This is a genomic window from Photorhabdus asymbiotica (assembly GCF_003634575.1).
Classification (GTDB): Bacteria; Pseudomonadota; Gammaproteobacteria; order Enterobacterales; family Enterobacteriaceae; genus Photorhabdus; species Photorhabdus asymbiotica.
Map to the genome: position 1 here is coordinate 733,483 of NZ_RBLJ01000004.1, position 17,114 is coordinate 750,596.

The 17,114-nt window shown below is 37.8% G+C and carries 16 protein-coding genes; 14 read left to right on the top strand and 2 right to left on the bottom strand.

Going from position 1 to position 17,114, the window contains the following annotated elements:
* Nucleotides 1-148 precede the first annotated feature (148 nt).
* Entirely contained in the window at nt 149-391 is a 243-nt protein-coding gene (gene stlE, locus BDD30_RS19095) for a stilbene biosynthesis acyl carrier protein StlE (RefSeq protein WP_015834536.1), read from the top strand.
* Nucleotides 392-462: 71 nt separating this feature from the next.
* Here stlE and ydgH read toward each other — a convergent pair whose 3' ends face one another.
* Complete coding sequence (ydgH, locus tag BDD30_RS19100) at nt 463-1,416, bottom strand: DUF1471 family protein YdgH (RefSeq protein ID WP_015834535.1); 954 nt, start codon at nt 1,414-1,416, stop codon at nt 463-465.
* Nucleotides 1,417-1,806: 390 nt separating this feature from the next.
* Here ydgH and pntA point away from each other — a divergent pair, with 390 nt between their 5' ends.
* The 13 genes from pntA (at nt 1,807) to BDD30_RS19160 (ending at nt 16,824) form a co-directional block, all read left to right on the top strand.
* Nucleotides 1,807-3,336: a Re/Si-specific NAD(P)(+) transhydrogenase subunit alpha gene (gene pntA, locus BDD30_RS19105; protein ID WP_015834534.1), complete on the top strand. Its 1,530-nt coding sequence runs from the start codon at nt 1,807-1,809 to the stop codon at nt 3,334-3,336.
* A 10-nt stretch (nt 3,337-3,346) separates the two neighbouring features.
* Nucleotides 3,347-4,735: a Re/Si-specific NAD(P)(+) transhydrogenase subunit beta gene (pntB, locus tag BDD30_RS19110; protein ID WP_015834533.1), complete on the top strand. Its 1,389-nt coding sequence runs from the start codon at nt 3,347-3,349 to the stop codon at nt 4,733-4,735.
* Nucleotides 4,736-5,436: 701 nt separating this feature from the next.
* Nucleotides 5,437-6,531 (top strand): inositol-3-phosphate synthase, encoded by a 1,095-nt coding sequence (locus tag BDD30_RS19115; protein ID WP_015834532.1) that lies wholly within the window; start codon nt 5,437-5,439, stop codon nt 6,529-6,531.
* Between the two features lie 157 nt (nt 6,532-6,688).
* The gene (locus tag BDD30_RS19120; RefSeq protein WP_015834531.1) at nt 6,689-7,420 is read left to right on the top strand and encodes a 5'/3'-nucleotidase SurE; all 732 of its coding nucleotides are present in this window, start codon (nt 6,689-6,691) and stop codon (nt 7,418-7,420) included.
* 68 nt (nt 7,421-7,488) lie between these two features.
* Entirely contained in the window at nt 7,489-9,459 is a 1,971-nt protein-coding gene (locus BDD30_RS19125; protein WP_015834530.1) for a carbamoyltransferase C-terminal domain-containing protein, read from the top strand.
* Between the two features lie 3 nt (nt 9,460-9,462).
* The gene (locus BDD30_RS19130) at nt 9,463-10,662 is read left to right on the top strand and encodes a methionine adenosyltransferase (protein ID WP_015834529.1); all 1,200 of its coding nucleotides are present in this window, start codon (nt 9,463-9,465) and stop codon (nt 10,660-10,662) included.
* On the top strand, nt 10,656-11,891 hold the full coding sequence (locus BDD30_RS19135; RefSeq protein WP_015834528.1) for a DegT/DnrJ/EryC1/StrS family aminotransferase: 1,236 nt from the start codon (nt 10,656-10,658) through the stop codon (nt 11,889-11,891). The genes BDD30_RS19130 and BDD30_RS19135 overlap by 7 nt, the downstream gene beginning before the upstream one ends.
* Before the next feature lie 3 nt (nt 11,892-11,894).
* The gene (locus BDD30_RS19140; RefSeq protein WP_015834527.1) at nt 11,895-12,869 is read left to right on the top strand and encodes a hypothetical protein; all 975 of its coding nucleotides are present in this window, start codon (nt 11,895-11,897) and stop codon (nt 12,867-12,869) included.
* A complete protein-coding gene (locus BDD30_RS19145; protein WP_015834526.1) occupies nt 12,862-13,869 on the top strand; it encodes a hypothetical protein in 1,008 nt (335 codons plus the stop codon). The genes BDD30_RS19140 and BDD30_RS19145 overlap by 8 nt, the downstream gene beginning before the upstream one ends.
* Nucleotides 13,866-14,354: an NUDIX hydrolase gene (locus BDD30_RS19150; protein ID WP_015834525.1), complete on the top strand. Its 489-nt coding sequence runs from the start codon at nt 13,866-13,868 to the stop codon at nt 14,352-14,354. Before BDD30_RS19145 ends, BDD30_RS19150 begins: the two co-directional genes overlap by 4 nt.
* Before the next feature lie 39 nt (nt 14,355-14,393).
* Nucleotides 14,394-15,164 carry an SDR family NAD(P)-dependent oxidoreductase gene (locus BDD30_RS19155; protein WP_015834524.1) on the top strand — a complete coding sequence of 257 codons (771 nt, stop codon included), beginning with the start codon at nt 14,394-14,396 and terminating at the stop codon, nt 15,162-15,164.
* Nucleotides 15,165-15,194: 30 nt separating this feature from the next.
* The gene (locus BDD30_RS23260) at nt 15,195-15,734 is read left to right on the top strand and encodes a P-loop NTPase family protein (RefSeq protein WP_015834523.1); all 540 of its coding nucleotides are present in this window, start codon (nt 15,195-15,197) and stop codon (nt 15,732-15,734) included.
* A gap of 79 nt (nt 15,735-15,813) precedes the next feature.
* Nucleotides 15,814-16,824: a nucleoside-diphosphate kinase gene (locus BDD30_RS19160; RefSeq protein ID WP_015834522.1), complete on the top strand. Its 1,011-nt coding sequence runs from the start codon at nt 15,814-15,816 to the stop codon at nt 16,822-16,824.
* 3 nt (nt 16,825-16,827) lie between these two features.
* Here the strand turns inward: BDD30_RS19160 and BDD30_RS19165 are convergent, their stop codons facing one another.
* Complete coding sequence (locus tag BDD30_RS19165; RefSeq protein ID WP_015834521.1) at nt 16,828-17,109, bottom strand: CopG family ribbon-helix-helix protein; 282 nt, start codon at nt 17,107-17,109, stop codon at nt 16,828-16,830.
* Nucleotides 17,110-17,114: the final 5 nt, after the last annotated feature.

Consider the following 17,114-nt stretch of genomic DNA (forward strand, 5'->3'; position numbering starts at 1 on the left):
CGGCAAGGGAGCGAATCCCCAGGAGCATAGATGACTATGTGACTGGGGTGAGTAAGTGCAGCCAACAAAGAGGCAACTTGAAAGATAACGGGTATAAATGGGGAAACAATAAGTTTCCCCGTGTATTAGTACATTAGGAAAATATAGCGTGGAAAATTTAGAGAATCATGTTAAAAGCGTTGTTGCAGAACAACTTGGAATACCCGAAGCCCAGATTCTTACCACACAGACATTTGAGGAATTGGGAGCCGATTCGTTAGACAATGTTGAGCTGATCATGGCTCTGGAAGAGCGTTTCGGGATAACTATTGATGATTCAGAAGCGGAAGAAATGGTGACGATACAAAACGCCATTGATTGTATTCGTATGAAGCTAGAATCTGCTAGCTAAGAATTTGATTATCCTTCAGTAAAAAAGGCACATATAATTACCATGTGTGCCTTTTTCTCAGGTTGAATGGGTTATTTGAATAGATCTGCACTAATAGTAGAAGTTCCACCACTAGATTGCCATTCACGAGTGATGTGATAATACTTAGCGCCTTTAGCTGCCGCACGTTTGGCAACTTCATAGGAAACATCAGTCATGCTGTTGTAGTAACCTGAAAAAGTGATGGAATCGAAAGGTACCATCTGAGCAGCACTGATTTTATTTAATTCCTGGATTTTCGTACCATCGGGAAGAGTGACGGTGTAACGCTCACCTTTAGAATATTGAGTTTCAAAGAAACGACCAACAGAATTACTGGTTGATGTTGAAGAGGCTAAACCTGGAATTTCCACCTTTTTAGCCACGTCGCCGCCAGCAGCCAGTGCAGCACGTCCTGAGTCTGAATCAGCCGGGATAACTGCTTCATCAGCCTGAATTTGGCGTTTGGGGGCATCTGCTTTGTAAACATAAGCTGTCACTGTTTGATTGCCACCGTCATTGGTTGAAAACTGACGCACAATAAAGAAAGAATCAGCACTTTTTTTCTTTGCTGCTTTTGCAATAGCTTCATTCAAATCTGGTTCACTGGAATAAAAGCCACTGACGGTCACAGTATCGAATGGTTCCAGTGTAACGGCTTCTGTTTTGGGTAATTCTTTAATACCACGGAATAGGCGATATTTAGTTAAGTTGTCAGATTTCTCTGCATCTTTGTGATACAAGTCGGCTACAACGCGTAGGTTGCCGCTATTATTCAGATCGTCAAGGCTCTGGATATAGAACCCATCTGCTCCCATTTTATCTGCTCGACGGGAAACGGCATCGGCAGCTTCATAAATAGCATTAAAGGGACCTGTCACTGTAATACGTTTAAACGGTTTCAGTTCTGCTGCTTTCTCCGGGGATAATTCCTGAGCTGCTTGAGCAGTGGTAATACTAGTTAATGAGAGCACCGCGACTGCGATGATCGTTGTTTTCAGCTTCATAAAAAAATCCTTTCGCCTTGCGCATTAAATATTTATAACTTGCTGAACATAGTTGTGTATCGCATAGTTCACAATTATTACATGTAATAATAGCCAATGTCCCACGAATTTATGCTATCAGTATGAATAAATACAAACTTATAGAATATGGAGCCATAAGTTTTCATCAACATAGCGAATGACCTGGTTAAAATTTCGATTTATTTTAGTAATACTATTTAGCTATTTTTCTTACTCATTAGTGATAAGTCATCGATAGTATTTTCAGTTGGTTATTAAAATATTCGTTGATAGATTTTGCTAATGGCAGTAATAAAGTTAATTTAGTCGATAAATTGACCTCAACAAGCAATAATCGTCATTAATCTTAAGCCTTAAAAAGGGGACATTATGCGTATTGGTGTACCGAAAGAGCGACTGACTAATGAAGCACGTGTTGCAGCCACGCCAGGTACTGTGGAACAACTGCTGAAATTGGGATTCAATGTCGTTGTTGAGAGTGGAGCCGGGCATTTAGCCAGCTTTGAGGATAGTGCTTACCAGCAAGTAGGTGCTGAAGTTACTGATCGCCATGATATTTGGCACTCAGATATCATTCTGAAGGTTAATGCTCCTGAAGATGACGAAATTGCATTGATGAAAGAAGGGAGTGTGTTGGTCAGCTTTGTTTGGCCGGCACAAAACCCTGAGTTAATACAAAAATTGTCTGATCGCAAAGTCACGGTTTTGGCTATGGATTCAGTGCCGCGGATTTCCAGAGCGCAGTCACTGGACGCGCTAAGTTCTATGGCGAATATTGCAGGTTACCGGGCAATAGTAGAAGCTGCTCATGAATTTGGTCGTTTCTTTACCGGGCAGATCACTGCCGCAGGAAAAGTCCCGCCAGCCAAGGTGATGATTATTGGTGCTGGTGTTGCTGGTTTAGCGGCTATTGGTGCAGCGGGTAGTTTGGGGGCTATTGTTCGTGCGTTTGATACCCGCCCCGAGGTAAAAGAACAAGTTCAGAGCATGGGTGCAGAGTTTCTAGAACTGGATTTTGAAGAAGAAGCTGGTAGTGGTGATGGATACGCAAAAGTTATGTCCGACGCTTTTATTAAAGCTGAAATGACGCTTTTTGCTGCACAGGCAAAAGAAGTTGATATTCTTGTAACCACAGCTCTTATCCCAGGAAAACCGGCCCCACGTCTTATCACTAAAGAGATGGTTGAATCTATGAAGCCGGGTAGCGTGATTGTTGACCTGGCAGCTCAAACGGGCGGTAACTGTGAATTAACACAAGCAGACAAATTGGTTGTTACAGCAAATGGAGTGAAAATCATCGGTTATACAGATTTACCAAGCCGTTTGCCGACGCAATCCTCACAGCTATACGGTACAAATCTGGTTAATCTGCTCAAGTTACTGTGTAAAGAGAAAAATGGCGAAATCAATATTGATTTTGACGATGTTGTTATTCGCGGTGTGACGGTAGTAAAAGAAGGGGTAATTACCTGGCCTGCGCCACCAATTCAGGTTTCTGCCCAGTCGAAGGAAAAACCGGCTCCTGTTAAAGCAGAAAAACCAAAACCTCAACCTACTTCACCTTGGTTAAAATATGGTTTGCTGGCACTGGCTATTATTTTGTTTGGTTGGTTAGCGAATGTTGCGCCAAAAGAGTTTTTGTCTCACTTTACTGTATTTGCGCTGGCCTGTGTGGTGGGCTATTACGTGGTCTGGAATGTCAGCCATGCTTTGCATACACCGCTAATGTCGGTAACTAATGCGATTTCGGGGATTATTGTCGTTGGAGCGCTATTACAAATTGGTGATGGAGGATGGGTCAGTTTCTTTTCATTTATCGCTATTTTAATTGCCAGCATTAATATCTTCGGTGGTTTCACTGTTACTCAACGCATGCTGAAAATGTTTCGTAAGGACTAAGGGGTAATTTATGTCGAGTGGAGTAGTTACAGCGGCATATATTGTTGCCGCTATCTTATTTATTTTTAGTCTTGCAGGCTTGTCTCGTCATGAAAGCTCCAAGCGTGGGAATATTTTTGGTATTACCGGGATGGCAATTGCATTGATTGCGACTATCTTCGGGCCAGATACCGGAAGTGTTGTTTGGGTTATTCTAGCGATGGTGGTCGGTGCGGTTATTGGTATTCGCTTGGCAAATAAAGTTGAAATGACTGAAATGCCAGAGTTAGTCGCAATCTTGCACAGCTTTGTTGGTTTAGCCGCCGTATTAGTCGGTTTTAATAGCTTTATTGCTCACGATAGTTTTGTTGAACCGGTGATGGAAAATATCCATTTGACAGAAGTATTCCTGGGGGTTTTCATCGGTGCAGTCACCTTCACCGGTTCTGTTGTCGCATTTGGTAAGTTGTGTGGAAAAATTTCTTCTAAGCCGTTGATGTTGCCAAATCGTCATAAATTGAACCTTGCGGCGTTAGTTATCTCTTTTGTATTGCTAATTACCTTTGTGAAAACGGAAAGTACCGGTTTACAAGTGTTCACACTGTTGATCATGACGGCAATTGCCCTGGCATTTGGTTGGCATTTGGTGGCTTCTATCGGTGGTGCAGATATGCCGGTGGTAGTTTCAATGTTGAACTCTTATTCAGGTTGGGCAGCGGCAGCAGCCGGTTTCATGCTGAGCAATGATTTACTGATTGTCACCGGTGCGTTGGTAGGTTCTTCGGGGGCGATTCTGTCTTACATCATGTGTAAGGCAATGAATCGCTCTTTTGTCAGTGTTATCGCCGGTGGGTTTGGTACTGATGGTTCTTCAACCGGTGATGATCAGGAGATGGGAGAATACCGCGAAACCACGGCTGAAGAAGTTGCTGAGCTACTGAAAAATTCAACTTCTGTCATTATCACACCGGGGTATGGTATGGCTGTTGCGCAGGCACAGTACCCGGTACATGACATTACCGCCAAACTACGTGAAAAGGGGATTAAGGTCCGTTTTGGTATCCATCCCGTTGCGGGACGTCTGCCGGGACATATGAATGTGCTGTTGGCTGAAGCAAAAGTTCCTTACGACGTTGTTCTGGAAATGGATGAAATCAATGATGATTTCTCTGATACCGATATCGTACTGGTCATTGGAGCCAACGACACCGTTAACCCAGCGGCACAAGAAGATCCGAACAGCCCAATTGCTGGTATGCCCGTTCTGGAAGTCTGGAAAGCACAAAATGTTGTTGTGTTCAAACGCTCTATGAACACAGGTTACGCCGGTGTGCAAAACCCATTGTTCTTTAAAGACAATAGCCAGATGTTGTTCGGTGATGCGAAGGCAAGTGTAGAAGCAATCTTGCGTGCATTGTGATTTCTTATCATTAATAGCTTATAAACCCCACGTAAATATTTTGTGGGGTTTTAATTTAGCAAAATAATAAATTTCCACATGCATGGTCGAAAACACCATAGTTATTACCCAATATTTCATAAGAAAGTAAAATATATGTCACATAAATGATGACAGCATGTGGAAAATATTTTTATTTCATCATAATTTAATGAATGGCAATAGAAGTACTTGGATGATAATAAGTTATACCCAATAGATTTCAAGATGCATCGCGACGGCAGGGGAGCGAATCCCCGGGAGCATAGATAACTCTGTGACCGGGGTGAGTGAGTGTAGCCAACAAAGAGGCAACTTGAAAGATAACAGGTATAAAGGAATTAACCAATATATTCAGTCAGAGCGCATTTAGGCTTATTTATGGCTTATATATTAAATTCGGATTTTTAATAATATTGGTATTAATTTGGTTTGTTTATTTTGGTTTTAGGTTGCCGATAACCTAATGGCGGTAGCGTACTTTTTTATATAATTCCCCAATGTCATATATACCCAATATACCCTATGGATTTCAAGATGCATCGCGACGGCAAGGGAGCGAATCCCCGGGAGCATAGCGAACTATGTGACCGTGGTGAGTGAGTGCAGCCAACAAAGAGGCAACTTGAAAGATGACGGGTATATCTATCTAGCAAAACAATGAGTGAAGCAAAGAGGTTAGTGTGAAAAGCCAAAAGAAGATACGGGTAGCTATTGCTGGAGTAGGAAATTGTGCTTCAAGTTTAGTTCAATTAGTCATTCAGAGCTATGGAAAGCGTGATAAAGTCAATGGGGTAATGAACAAACTAATTGGTGGTTATGCTGTCGAAGATATAGAATTTGTGGCGGCATTTGACGTGAATAAATTGAAAATTGGTAAGGACTTAGCTGAGGCTATTGTAACATACCCGAATATGACAACAGTTTATCAGGAAGTTCCTCAGATGAATGTTAAGGTTTCTCAAGGTGTTTTCCGTGATGGAATAGGAGAAAACTTACTTGGGAAGATTGAGATTGAACCAGATTGTAAGACACGTACATACGAGGACATTTCTAAAGTTCTGGTCGAATCTAAAACAGAAGTTCTTATTAATTATTTGCCTGTGGGCTCTGCCAAAGACACAGAAGCATATGTAAAAGCCGCGTTAGATGCTAAATGTGCATTTGTAAATTGCAACCCTGAATTAGTGGCTACGAGGGAAGAATGGGCTAAACAATTCGAGGAAGCAGGAGTACCGTTATTGGGCGACGATATTAAGAGTCAACTTGGTGCAACAATGTTACATCGTTCAATATGTCAAACATTAGTTGATCGGGGAGCTGTAATTACTAAAACATATCAGCTAAATGTTGGTGGTAATACTGATTTTGAAAACATGGTAGATCGTACCAGATCAAAAACTAAAAAGTTCACAAAAACGGATGCAATTAGAGATGTGCTAGGTGATAACGTGGAAATCAATGTTGGTCCATCAGATCACATCTCCATGTTAAATGATCGAAAAGTTGCATATATAAGAATTGAAGGTACCTCTTGTTTAGGAATGAACTTCTCTGTCGAAACAAGATTGGATGTTGAGGATAGCCCAAATTCTGCTGGAGTGGCGATTGACGCAATTCGAGCTGCGGGATTTGCGCGGGACAAAAAAATTTATGGTGCAGTTTTGGAGCCGTCTGCATTCTTATTTAAGTATCCTCCGAAGAAATATCATGAAAATGAAATTTTAAATACAATGGAAAAATGGTTACGTTCAGAACTCATTCATGAGGCTAATTAAATTAGTGAGGGATTAACTAGAGTCCAAGTTATTTAGTAAAATCGGATTGGAGTTTGCTTATATTTTAGAGACACCGAATAATTTGTTACAGCTATAATAAATAGATTGCCTCTGAAAATATCATTAACTTTATTGATTTACGTAATTAAGATTGGATATGAAAATAGTTATTGTTAATGACGACGGATACGAAGAACCATTTCATCATGATTTTGTCGACCATTTAAAAAAACTTGCTTTTGATGTGATCTCGGTTACACCTAGTAAAAATATGTCTGGGTTTGCTTCAGCTATTAATATACGAAATTATGTACAGTTTACAGAATATGAATCACAAATGTATAAAGTTGATGGTACATCTGTTGATTGTGCCCTAATTGGGATTGGACTAGCTAATTATTTTTGGGGTAAACCTGATTTACTTGTGAGTGGAATCAACAGGGGAATGAACTACGGACCCTGCGTTATTTACAGCGGTACCTATGCCGCAGCACGCGAATCATCACGGCAAGGAATTCTTGCGGTATCTTTTTCTGCAAATGAAACGAATTCAAAGCTTAACCGAAGAATATTAGATAGTGCAACTTTGATTTTAGAAAAAATACTATCTGATAAATTTGACAATAAGAATGCTGTATTAAATGTAAATTTTAATTCTGTCTTGAGTGATAAACTTCTCATTGAAAATGAAGTAATAGATAAATCTTATAATCTTTTTAACGTGCCTAATATAAAAAGTGTTGATAAAGGTATAGTAAAATATAATTTTAATAAAGAATTCGAACGACTTGATTTCTTTACTATGATTGGATTAATTCATAATTTAAATAATTTTTCAATAAGTAGTTATGATTATAGAGAATTCAAAGACTGGTTAAATAAATTGTAATTTTATAGTCATAGCCATGCTACTTGAAAGATAACGGGTATAGAAATATATTGAGGTTATAGATCTATATGTTACCGGATGGTTTTTATTTATCTGCATATATTCATATTGATAGTTTATCCAATGAGATAAGATGGTGGCATAGGCATGACCAAAACATTTCTCTATGGGAATTGGAAGGTGAAAGTGTCAAACTTGTTGAATATTGGGAGTTAGAACGGCTTACAGGCCAGAAACAGCACTATCAATCCTTCGCTTCCGTAAACGCTGCCAAAGAATTTATTTCGAAGCTATTAGCAACTTATAATCTTTGTCTCGATGATATAATTGAAGTAATCGGTTGTCCGGGGCTTGGTAATTGGACTTATGAAAATAATTTCATTAAAAATATTCCTTACCATACTTTATGTCATCTATTTTCTGGGTTATTTTTAGATTCAGATAAGTTTAATAATGAAAATATAGTTGCTTTGGTTTTAGATGGCGGTCCTGATCGTGTGGTAGATAATGAAATTCCATTTGAGTATGAATATTTAGCTTGTTATTTTGAAAAAGGGGAAGTTAAAGGTGTAATGCCGTTAAGATTTTCTCCGGGACGACTTTGGTTCAATGCCCGGGAAAAGTTTGGTCTAAGAGAGGGATCATTAATGGCCTTGCAGACTGCGATGGATGTTAGGTCGACTATCAAAGTACCAGAAATATTATTTGAAGGCTCTCATGATGTTTATGAATCGGCTATATCTTTTTTAAACGAATCTTGGGACAAAATATTTGCATCAGATAACATTACAGTTGCACGAATAAATGGTGATCTCTTTAAGGATTTCAGTGAGCAAGAAGTGAAGATCAGTATGTGTATCAAACTTCTTGACGAGGTTTGTACCATGATGATGAATTCAATTATCAGAAAATTATTACAAACTGCTGCTATTGATCCACGTAAATCGATTCTCTCAATCACGGGTGGTTTTGCACTAAATTGTCCAACAAATAGTTACTTAATGAAGAAATATAACTTCAAGGAATTTTGTTCTCCTCCCTGTGTTAATGATTCTGGTATTAGTTTTGGTGCGGCACTAATGGAATTTTATAGCCGTAGGAAAAAGATCCGTTTTTCTCTAAATAGTTCTTATCATGGTCCTATTTTGAATGTAACTCAGGCAAGGAATAGTGAATTATTTAAAAGTTTTGTTGTGGATGAATCAAATTTAGATTTTTCACAAGTAGTCAGTGATATTAAATCTGGGCCTATTGTTTGGCTACAAGGTAGATCTGAAATTGGACCTAGAGCACTTGGTCATCGAAGTATTTTGGTAGACCCTCGTTTTATGCATGGAAAATATATTTTAAATGATATTAAGCAACGAGAATGGTGGAGACCTGTTGCGCCGATCGTTTTGCAGGAAGATATTTGTGATTGGTTTGATGATGCATATCCATCTCCATATATGTTGCACGCATTTAAGGTTAAAGAAGAAAAGCGTGATTTAATCCCGGTGATCAAGCATTTGAATGATACTGCTAGAGTGCAAACAATTAGTGAACAACAGAACCATCTGCTTTATCAAGTATTGCATATGTTTAAGCAAGCAACAGGAATCCCAATGGTTGGAAATACGTCCCTTAATGATAAAGGAGAGCCGATAATTGAAACCGTTGAGCAAGCTATTAACTTTGCGCTCAGAAAAGGTATTAACGTGCTATATATGGATGGCACACGCATTAAACTCGATCTCAATCGACATTATACTGAGAGCCGTCCGTTAGCTAGAGAGCATTGTGAGATATTGGGGGCAGCAAATAGCCATAAGATTGCTCAGCGCTTCTATGATGCAGGTGCTTCTAGAGAAATGATCTCGTTGCTTTGCCGAATGCCATTTTTGAGAAGACATTTTAATTTGAATACTGTTGAAGGTGTTGACAGATTTATCCAATTTGGGATGTTTGCCGAACGATCAAGGAGAAAATACATAGCCACAAGTGCGCATACAGAATATTTGAGACTTTTCAATCAATGGAAATCGAAATTAGAGGATTGATTAATGGAAATTTTTTTTGAACAAAAAAATTCTAATCTACAATTCGAACATGTAGAACGAAAAGGAGCAGGTCATCCAGATACAATGTGTGATGCTATTGCGGAAAAAGCATCAGCAATGTATGCAAATTATTGTCTTAATAAATTTGGCAAGGTGGCTCACCACTGGTTTGATAAAACAATGTTAATTGGTGGGGAGTCTAATATTTGTTTTGGTGTCGGTGAGGTCATTAAACCTTATATATTAATATTTGCTGGTAAGGTGAGTTATTGTGTCGGCAAACACCAGATACCAGTTGACAGTATTTTAAAAAGCGCCGTCAAAGATGTGCTGGATAATTGCTTGACGGGTTTCGATATTGAGCGACATGTTGTTATTGAAAATAAGTTAGTTGATTATCAAGGCGCTGGCCGTTCAGAATCAAGATACCGGCCTGACAGTGTAGATCAATTGCCATCTTTGGAAGATTATTATAAATTTACCTCTAATGACTGTAATTTAGTTTCAGGCTATGCCCCATTGACTACATTAGAAAATATGGTGCTGAAAATTGAGAGGTTTATCAATTCAGTTGATTTTAAATCTATTCATCCTTATACCGGTTGGGATATTAAGGTATTTGGCACCAGAGAAAATGAGCAGTACTCGATCATTGTTAATATGCCTATTTTAGGTAAGTTTTGTAGCTCGGTTGCTGACTATAAGGTCAAGATTGAATTGGCAAGATTGTCAGTTGAATCGTTCATAGCAGATATTTTTGGAAGCATCGATCTCTGTCTGGAATTAAATCCACAAGATCGTCGAGGAAAACCCTATATTACGGCTATTGGGAGTGCTGCGGATACGGGTGATGTGGGTGTGGTTGGCCGAGGTAATCGGTTAAACGGACTTATTACACCGATGAGACCGATGAGTATTGAAGCCCCTGCGGGTAAGAACCCTATGGATCATACCGGTAAAATTTATGGCTTATTTGCCAATCAACTAGCGCAATATTTATATGAAAAGTATAACAAATACTTTGAAATACATATTTATACCCTGAAAGAGTCCTATTTGGTTGATCCTGATAAAGTTTTAATATCGAGTGATTATCTGAATGGAGATGAGATGATAGAAGTTGAGAAAATTGTTCGAGAAAAATTGGGGAAAATCAATACCGTTATCTCCGATTTGATTTCGGAAAAGGTTCAATTATGGTAAGTAATATCTTTAAATCATTGCGAACTATTAGAGACGATTTTTCAAATATGAACCCATGGCCTATTATATCTGAACCTGAAAAAGAGGAGATATTGAGATGCTTGACTTCAGGTGAGATTTCTTATTATGCATCTGGAAAAAAGATTCATGAATTAGAAAATAAATTTAAACATTTTCTAGGCCGTAAATACGCAGTGGCTTTGAATTCAGGGACTTCTGCATTATATCTGGCCTTTTTGTGTTGTGGACTTTCAAGAGAAGATGAAATACTGGTTCAAAGTTATACATTCCCTGCGACTGTTATGCCGTTACTTCATATCAATTGTACACCGTTATTAGTCGATAATGCGCCAGGTAAATCATATCCTACTGTAGCTGAATTTCAGGAAAGACTAAGTTTGAAAACTAAAGCGATTGTGATTACTCATATGGACGGTATACCCGCGCAAATGGATGAGATAAAGGCTTTTGCGGAGAAATATAATCTGATAATAATTGAAGATTGCGCGCAGGCATTAGGTGCTTCTAGAGATGGATCTTTGGTGGGTACCATGGGAGATATTTCAATATTTTCTATTACAGATAAGAAGATCGTCGTAGGTGGTGAGGGCGGTATTTTACTTACCGATGATGATACTATTTATGAGAAAGTTATTTTACTTGGCTATCTTCAGAAAAGATCATTTGAAGATGTGGCTTCGCCTGAACTTTCAAAATTCTGTTACACCGGGTTAGGTTTTAATTTTAGGATGCATCCATTTGCTGCTGCTATGGCGTGTGTACAATTTGATTCTTTTAAGAAGCACTTAGAGAACAGAAGAAAATTTGAAAAATGGTTGGATGAGCTGTTGCAGCCTTTTAACTTTGTTTATCCTATAGAGTCAGGAAAGAATATAGTTAAGTCCCAATACAGCATAAAATATTTGATCGATAGTAGTAGATGTGACATTAACGAGTTGGTTAAAGTGGGAAAACGGTACGGTCTGCCGATTGAAAAGACGACTACGATTCCATTACACCGTGCTGCGATCTTTTCTAATGAAAGCTTGGCGTTTGTGCAAGAACATGGTTTTAATGAACGGTTTTCAAGAAATTCTGATTTTTCTTTTCCTAATAGTGAGGAATATGTCAATAATTCTATTAGGTTTCCCGCTTTATATACCAACGACCCTAAATATAGAGATTGGTTTAGTATGAATATTCGATCTTTATTTGGAGGATTCATGTAAAAAATGAATTTATATAAGTATATTCGACATTTCTTAACTGATTATTCTTTTCAGGATCTGACCGTTGGTGAGATTGAATTGTCGAGCATAAACAGATGTTGGAAAATAAGCCATGTAGAAGGCTGTTGGTTATTAAAACAATGTAATAACGATTATACGGACGATTGGTTAGCGCTTGTAAATAAACTTATCCCAGAACTTAAGCGTTATGGATTGGAAAATTTACTTGAATGTAGTGAATTAGGATATTTTATCGGAGGTGACGGAGTTTATTGGACTTTGTCAAAATATTTAGAGAATGCGACCTCACCAAGTTTAAATTGTGCTGAAACTGTTCAGAAGGCCACTACCTATTTGAAGAATATGCAAGCTATTAATATCAGCAACTATTCTGATTATTTATCGCTTGAAATAGGAAGAAATGATCTGCGCACTGTGTTACAAAATGGGCAAAACCTAATTCATTTCTATAGTTCATTGGATGATGAATATTTTATTCGGTCTTCTGTTTACAAGTGTGAGTTTATTTCCGCCTTAAAAAATATCGATTTTGCAGGAACTTTGGCAGCATATAACAGTCTTGATTTATTCATTTCGCATGGTGAATATCAAATCCAGAATATACTTGAATATCGAGGAAGTTGGAATCCAGTAGATTGGGATAATCTTCATTTACGATCTAGGATTGTTGATGTTTTAACAACGGTTGCTTATTTCTGTAGAATTGAGAGAGGGGGATTCAAATTAAATAGATCACTAGTTGTTTCAGTTATACGAAGCTTTAATTTGAATCAAAAAGAGCTAAATTTATTGCCCTCGCTTAGTTTTCTTTACTTCGTACCTTCACCATATTTGTTTGATAAATTTTATAGGCTTAATCCAAGTGGATTGAATTGGTATTTACCTTGGGGCATTAAAGCGGCGTATCAATTGAAATGTCAACTCCACCAAATTATTAATAATTATCAAAATGAATAAGCTGGTTATTTCTAAAGCAACATTTAAGGTCACTTTAATATCGCTGAATAAAACACTACTGGATATCATTAGTAAGAATTTGGTGCCTTACTATGAGTCCAGTTTTCAGCATGTTGATCTCTCGGGTTGGACCATATATATCGGGCAACAGGCAAAGTCTGATGTAATGGAGGACTCATTAATCGTTGATGTAGCAAAGCCACAAGGAGAGCCTGAACGGCGTTATATAATCTCTAAAAATAATAAGATTATCCTAATCGAATCGCCTATCGAGGATATTTGGCAGGTACAACATGCATATAGATTGATACGAGTCTTATCAAGGATACACTTTTATAATGAGGGAATGCGTTTCTTTCATGGTGGATTTGTGAAATATGGTTCTCATGGTATTGTCTTTATGGGGGGAAAAAGGAGTGGAAAAACGACTTCTATTTTGACTACATTGGGTAATTCGCAGTCTGAATTTGTTACCAACGACGATTTGGGAATTAGGATTAGTAAAGATGGAGTTTTAGGTTATGGCTGGCCAAGAGCTGTTTCTGTTCGTAAGGATACGTTGAATTTACCACATATTTATCAGTACTTAGCTCATAAACAGCAAGAATTAAGTCATCCTGCTAATTCAGTAATGAGCAATCCGTTTTACACTTTTTTTTATCCCAAGGAAATTTCTGATGCTTTTAGTTCAGAATTAGAGCCGATTTATAAAGTTAACGTAGTTATTTTTCCTAGTTTTGTGAATAATGTTAATGAAGTCAAAACTAAACGATTAACCAAGGCGCAGTTTTTTGAAAATCTTACATATAATTTTGAGTCAGAATTCAATAAATATAGCGATTTTCTTTCGGATCAGATTCATCATGATGATAACTGGAGTAGACAGGTTATCGATAAATTAGTTTCTTCTGTTGAAGGGTATGAAGTAGTTCAGGACTTTGATCGTATGTTGGATTTGAATACAGTGTTAGATCGTATTTTAAACGGAGAAATTAAATGAAAATAAGAAATTCCGCCAGGGCATTATTGATTAATAGTAAACAAGAAGTCCTGCTCTTTAAATTCAGTTTTGAAGAAATTAAAGACAGCATTAATGCGGATTTGATTGAATTCTGGGTTACTCCTGGTGGAGGTCTGAAAGAGGGTGAGTCTTTTGAGCAAGCATTAAATAGAGAGTTACGTGAGGAGGTTGGCCTTATCCTAAGGTCTACACCTGAATGGGTTTGGGTTAGAAATGTAGTTTTAGAATGGAAAGGTGAAAAGTTTCTCAGTCATGAACGATATTTTTTGGTATATGAGGACCACTGTGATAAAGAAAATAATTGTATGACCGAAAAGGAGATACGCACTTTAAAGGATATGAATTGGTGGAGTTTGCAAGCACTGTTAAATTCAAGTGAGGATTTTCGTCCTCCTAATATTGGTCAAGAAATACAAAAAATTATCTATGGTGACAATCAGAATTTCCCTATTGAAGTTGACTAGATTATTTAACTAACCTGAATTTTTTGAGGTAATATTAGCATGCGTGGATTAGCAGGTAAAAATATTGTTGTTGTTGGTGCTGGAAATGGAATAGGAAAGGCACTTACTATTTTACTCCAAAGCTATGGAGCAAATTTGCTTTGTGTTGATAAAGATTTAGCGTCGGTTATACGTACCCATAAAGAACTGGCCAATTCTGAACAAAATATACAATTTTTCGTCGCTGATATAAGTGAGTTAAGGGATATTAATCGACTCTTAGCGTTTGCCAAGCAGAAATTCTCTCATATTGATGGTATTGCTAATATTGGTGCAGGTGTTGCTTTTGAAACTCTTTCCGAAAAATTCGATGGTTGGCTAAAAATAATGAAAGAGTCAGTTGCCGCTTATTCTGTACTTTCTAATTATTTTTTGTCGATGTTTAATCATACTGGTGGTTCTATTGTTAATATGTCATCTATTTCAGCACATATTGCTCAACAGAATTTTGGTACCTACTCTGCATCTAAAGCGGCGATTAGCGCCTTAACTCGGTGCATGGCAAAAGAACTAGCTGGGAAAAATATTAGAGTAAATGCAGTATGCCCAGGTACTATCTGGACTGAAAACAATGCCTTTTTTATTAAGCGAGATTTAGGATTGGATAGGCGTGGTGCTGATAAACACCCAGACATTGGAGGTAGGCATTTGTTAAATCGTTGTGGTGATCCAAATGAAGTTGCAGAGATATTCGCATTTCTTCTTTCCGATTTGTCATCATTTGTCACTGGGACAGAGATATTCGTTGATGGTGGGTATACTGCACATTAGTCATTGAATAGTTAAGAAAATGGTAGTCTTATGAAAATTTGGGTTGTAGGAACACCAGGTTCCGGGAAATCATCTTTTGCAGGAGAAATTTGTTTTAGTAATAATTTTATGCACATTGAACTCGATGGATTGGTTTGGGGTAGTGGATGGCGTCGCCGCTCGCCCGATGAAATTTTGCACTTATATAATATACTCACATCCAAAAACGAGAATTGGGTTTGCGATGGAAATTATTATGAATTAGAAGAGTCGCTAATAAACGATTCTGATCTATTAATATGGATAAAGACACCACTTTATAAGACATTTTATCGAGTCCTCTTTAGATCTCTAATGCGTATTGTAAAGAAAAAATCACTTTGGAATGGCAACGTCGAGTCTTTTAGAACATTATTCAAATATAATGGCATGTTATGGTATACCCTTTTCGGGCATAGAAGTATGGTTAAGCAGATTGAGAGAATTTATCAAACATTTCCAAAAACTAAATTTGTGATTAAGGGTATATACCCTATGGATTTCAAGTTGCATCGCGACGGCAAGGGAGCGAATCCCTGGGAGCATAGATAACTATGTGACCGGGGTGAGTGAGTGCAGCCAACAAAGCAGCAACTTGAAGGATGAAGGGTATATTGAGGTTAGGGGATAAATGAATTTAATCAAAAATAGCATGGTAATGGATTTAGTGATGGCTGCGAGGACGAATAGTGCTGCATTTTCTGAAGTTGTATATTCCTCAGGGGAAATCAAAAGAGGAAAAAATGATTTTTTGATATTGATAAAGCCTGAAGCGGTCGAGGAAGGCAGCAATTTACAGGCTATTTTTTCACTAATTGCAAGCAAGCTAGCATTATTTAAGGTGGAATTGCACGGCATTAATGTGTTCAATTCAATATATGCCCAAAAGCATAAGATAGTAGAAAAACAATACCATGTGCTAAACAGTGCTGCTCATAATGGGCTATCTCAGTTACCAAAAAGTGTGTTAAGCAAGCTCAGCTTAGAAGAGATAAATCGAACTATTGGCGCTTTTGAATTTCTACATCTATTTCCAGACTTTGATGCAAAGAGATTAGAAGTCATTGCCCATCAACAAGGTACGAAAAAATTAAGTAATGGCATATATCAAACGTCAATGATTTATGAGGGAGTTAAATTTGAAATTATCAATGCGTTCCATCCGTTCCAATTAGAACATTTGTATCAAAGTGGTTCTGTAATGTTAGCGTTATCCTGTTCAACTAATACCCGGTTTTCTGTTTTAGCAGACGAATTGATTGGTTTTTTTGATCCGAGTAAGGCTGCGGCTGGTTCGCTTAGAAACGAAGCTTTTAATCATCAGCATTCTTTAGGGCTGAAAGAAGTCTCTATCCTGCGTAATTGTTTTCATAACTCGCCCAGTCCGCTAGAAGGTGCAATTTCACTATCACATTATTTTTCTGAGTATGAAAGTTCTAATGTATATTTTATTACTCGTTCTATTAAGGAGCTTAATTTGTCTGGTAGTTTCGAAAATAAAATTTATTGTAATGGAGAGTTACGTTTGGGGGGAGAAATAAAACCGGTGTTTGAGCATTTTGAGGGATTAGATGCTCAATGCATATTGCAACGACTTCAGTTAAGCCAAGACGATTTATATCCCTTACAGCTGCTAGAGTGATTATTACAGATGGCATTCAGGTAATTCCTTATTATCCTCGCCACGTGTGATAGCATCCAACCAGTCAGAAAGCTCATCGCCAGTCAAATGCAAGCCGGTAGCTTCATATTCTAACCAGGCGCTTTCGGCATAACGTAAAAATTGTTGTCTGGCTTCCAGTATATCAACTTCATTTTCGATTGAACGTACCATGAGTGAATGGGCAGAAATGCCTTGTGTGTCAGCCAATGCTTTAATACGTGCTTTGAGTCCTTCATCTAAGCGAAAGGTTATTGTCTGTTTCATTTTTT

What these genes read in the sequence shown, in the direction of transcription:
- ydgH (WP_015834535.1), bottom strand. Translation starts at nt 1,416, where the DNA reads ATGAAGCTGAAAACAACGATCATCGCAGTCGCGGTGCTCTCATTAACT.
- pntA (WP_015834534.1), top strand. Translation starts at nt 1,807, where the DNA reads ATGCGTATTGGTGTACCGAAAGAGCGACTGACTAATGAAGCACGTGTT.
- pntB (WP_015834533.1), top strand. Translation starts at nt 3,347, where the DNA reads ATGTCGAGTGGAGTAGTTACAGCGGCATATATTGTTGCCGCTATCTTA.
- BDD30_RS19120 (WP_015834531.1), top strand. Translation starts at nt 6,689, where the DNA reads ATGAAAATAGTTATTGTTAATGACGACGGATACGAAGAACCATTTCAT.
- BDD30_RS19125 (WP_015834530.1), top strand. Translation starts at nt 7,489, where the DNA reads ATGTTACCGGATGGTTTTTATTTATCTGCATATATTCATATTGATAGT.
- BDD30_RS19130 (WP_015834529.1), top strand. Translation starts at nt 9,463, where the DNA reads ATGGAAATTTTTTTTGAACAAAAAAATTCTAATCTACAATTCGAACAT.
- BDD30_RS19135 (WP_015834528.1), top strand. Translation starts at nt 10,656, where the DNA reads ATGGTAAGTAATATCTTTAAATCATTGCGAACTATTAGAGACGATTTT.
- BDD30_RS19140 (WP_015834527.1), top strand. Translation starts at nt 11,895, where the DNA reads ATGAATTTATATAAGTATATTCGACATTTCTTAACTGATTATTCTTTT.
- BDD30_RS19145 (WP_015834526.1), top strand. Translation starts at nt 12,862, where the DNA reads ATGAATAAGCTGGTTATTTCTAAAGCAACATTTAAGGTCACTTTAATA.
- BDD30_RS19150 (WP_015834525.1), top strand. Translation starts at nt 13,866, where the DNA reads ATGAAAATAAGAAATTCCGCCAGGGCATTATTGATTAATAGTAAACAA.
- BDD30_RS19155 (WP_015834524.1), top strand. Translation starts at nt 14,394, where the DNA reads ATGCGTGGATTAGCAGGTAAAAATATTGTTGTTGTTGGTGCTGGAAAT.
- BDD30_RS23260 (WP_015834523.1), top strand. Translation starts at nt 15,195, where the DNA reads ATGAAAATTTGGGTTGTAGGAACACCAGGTTCCGGGAAATCATCTTTT.
- BDD30_RS19160 (WP_015834522.1), top strand. Translation starts at nt 15,814, where the DNA reads ATGAATTTAATCAAAAATAGCATGGTAATGGATTTAGTGATGGCTGCG.
- BDD30_RS19165 (WP_015834521.1), bottom strand. Translation starts at nt 17,109, where the DNA reads ATGAAACAGACAATAACCTTTCGCTTAGATGAAGGACTCAAAGCACGT.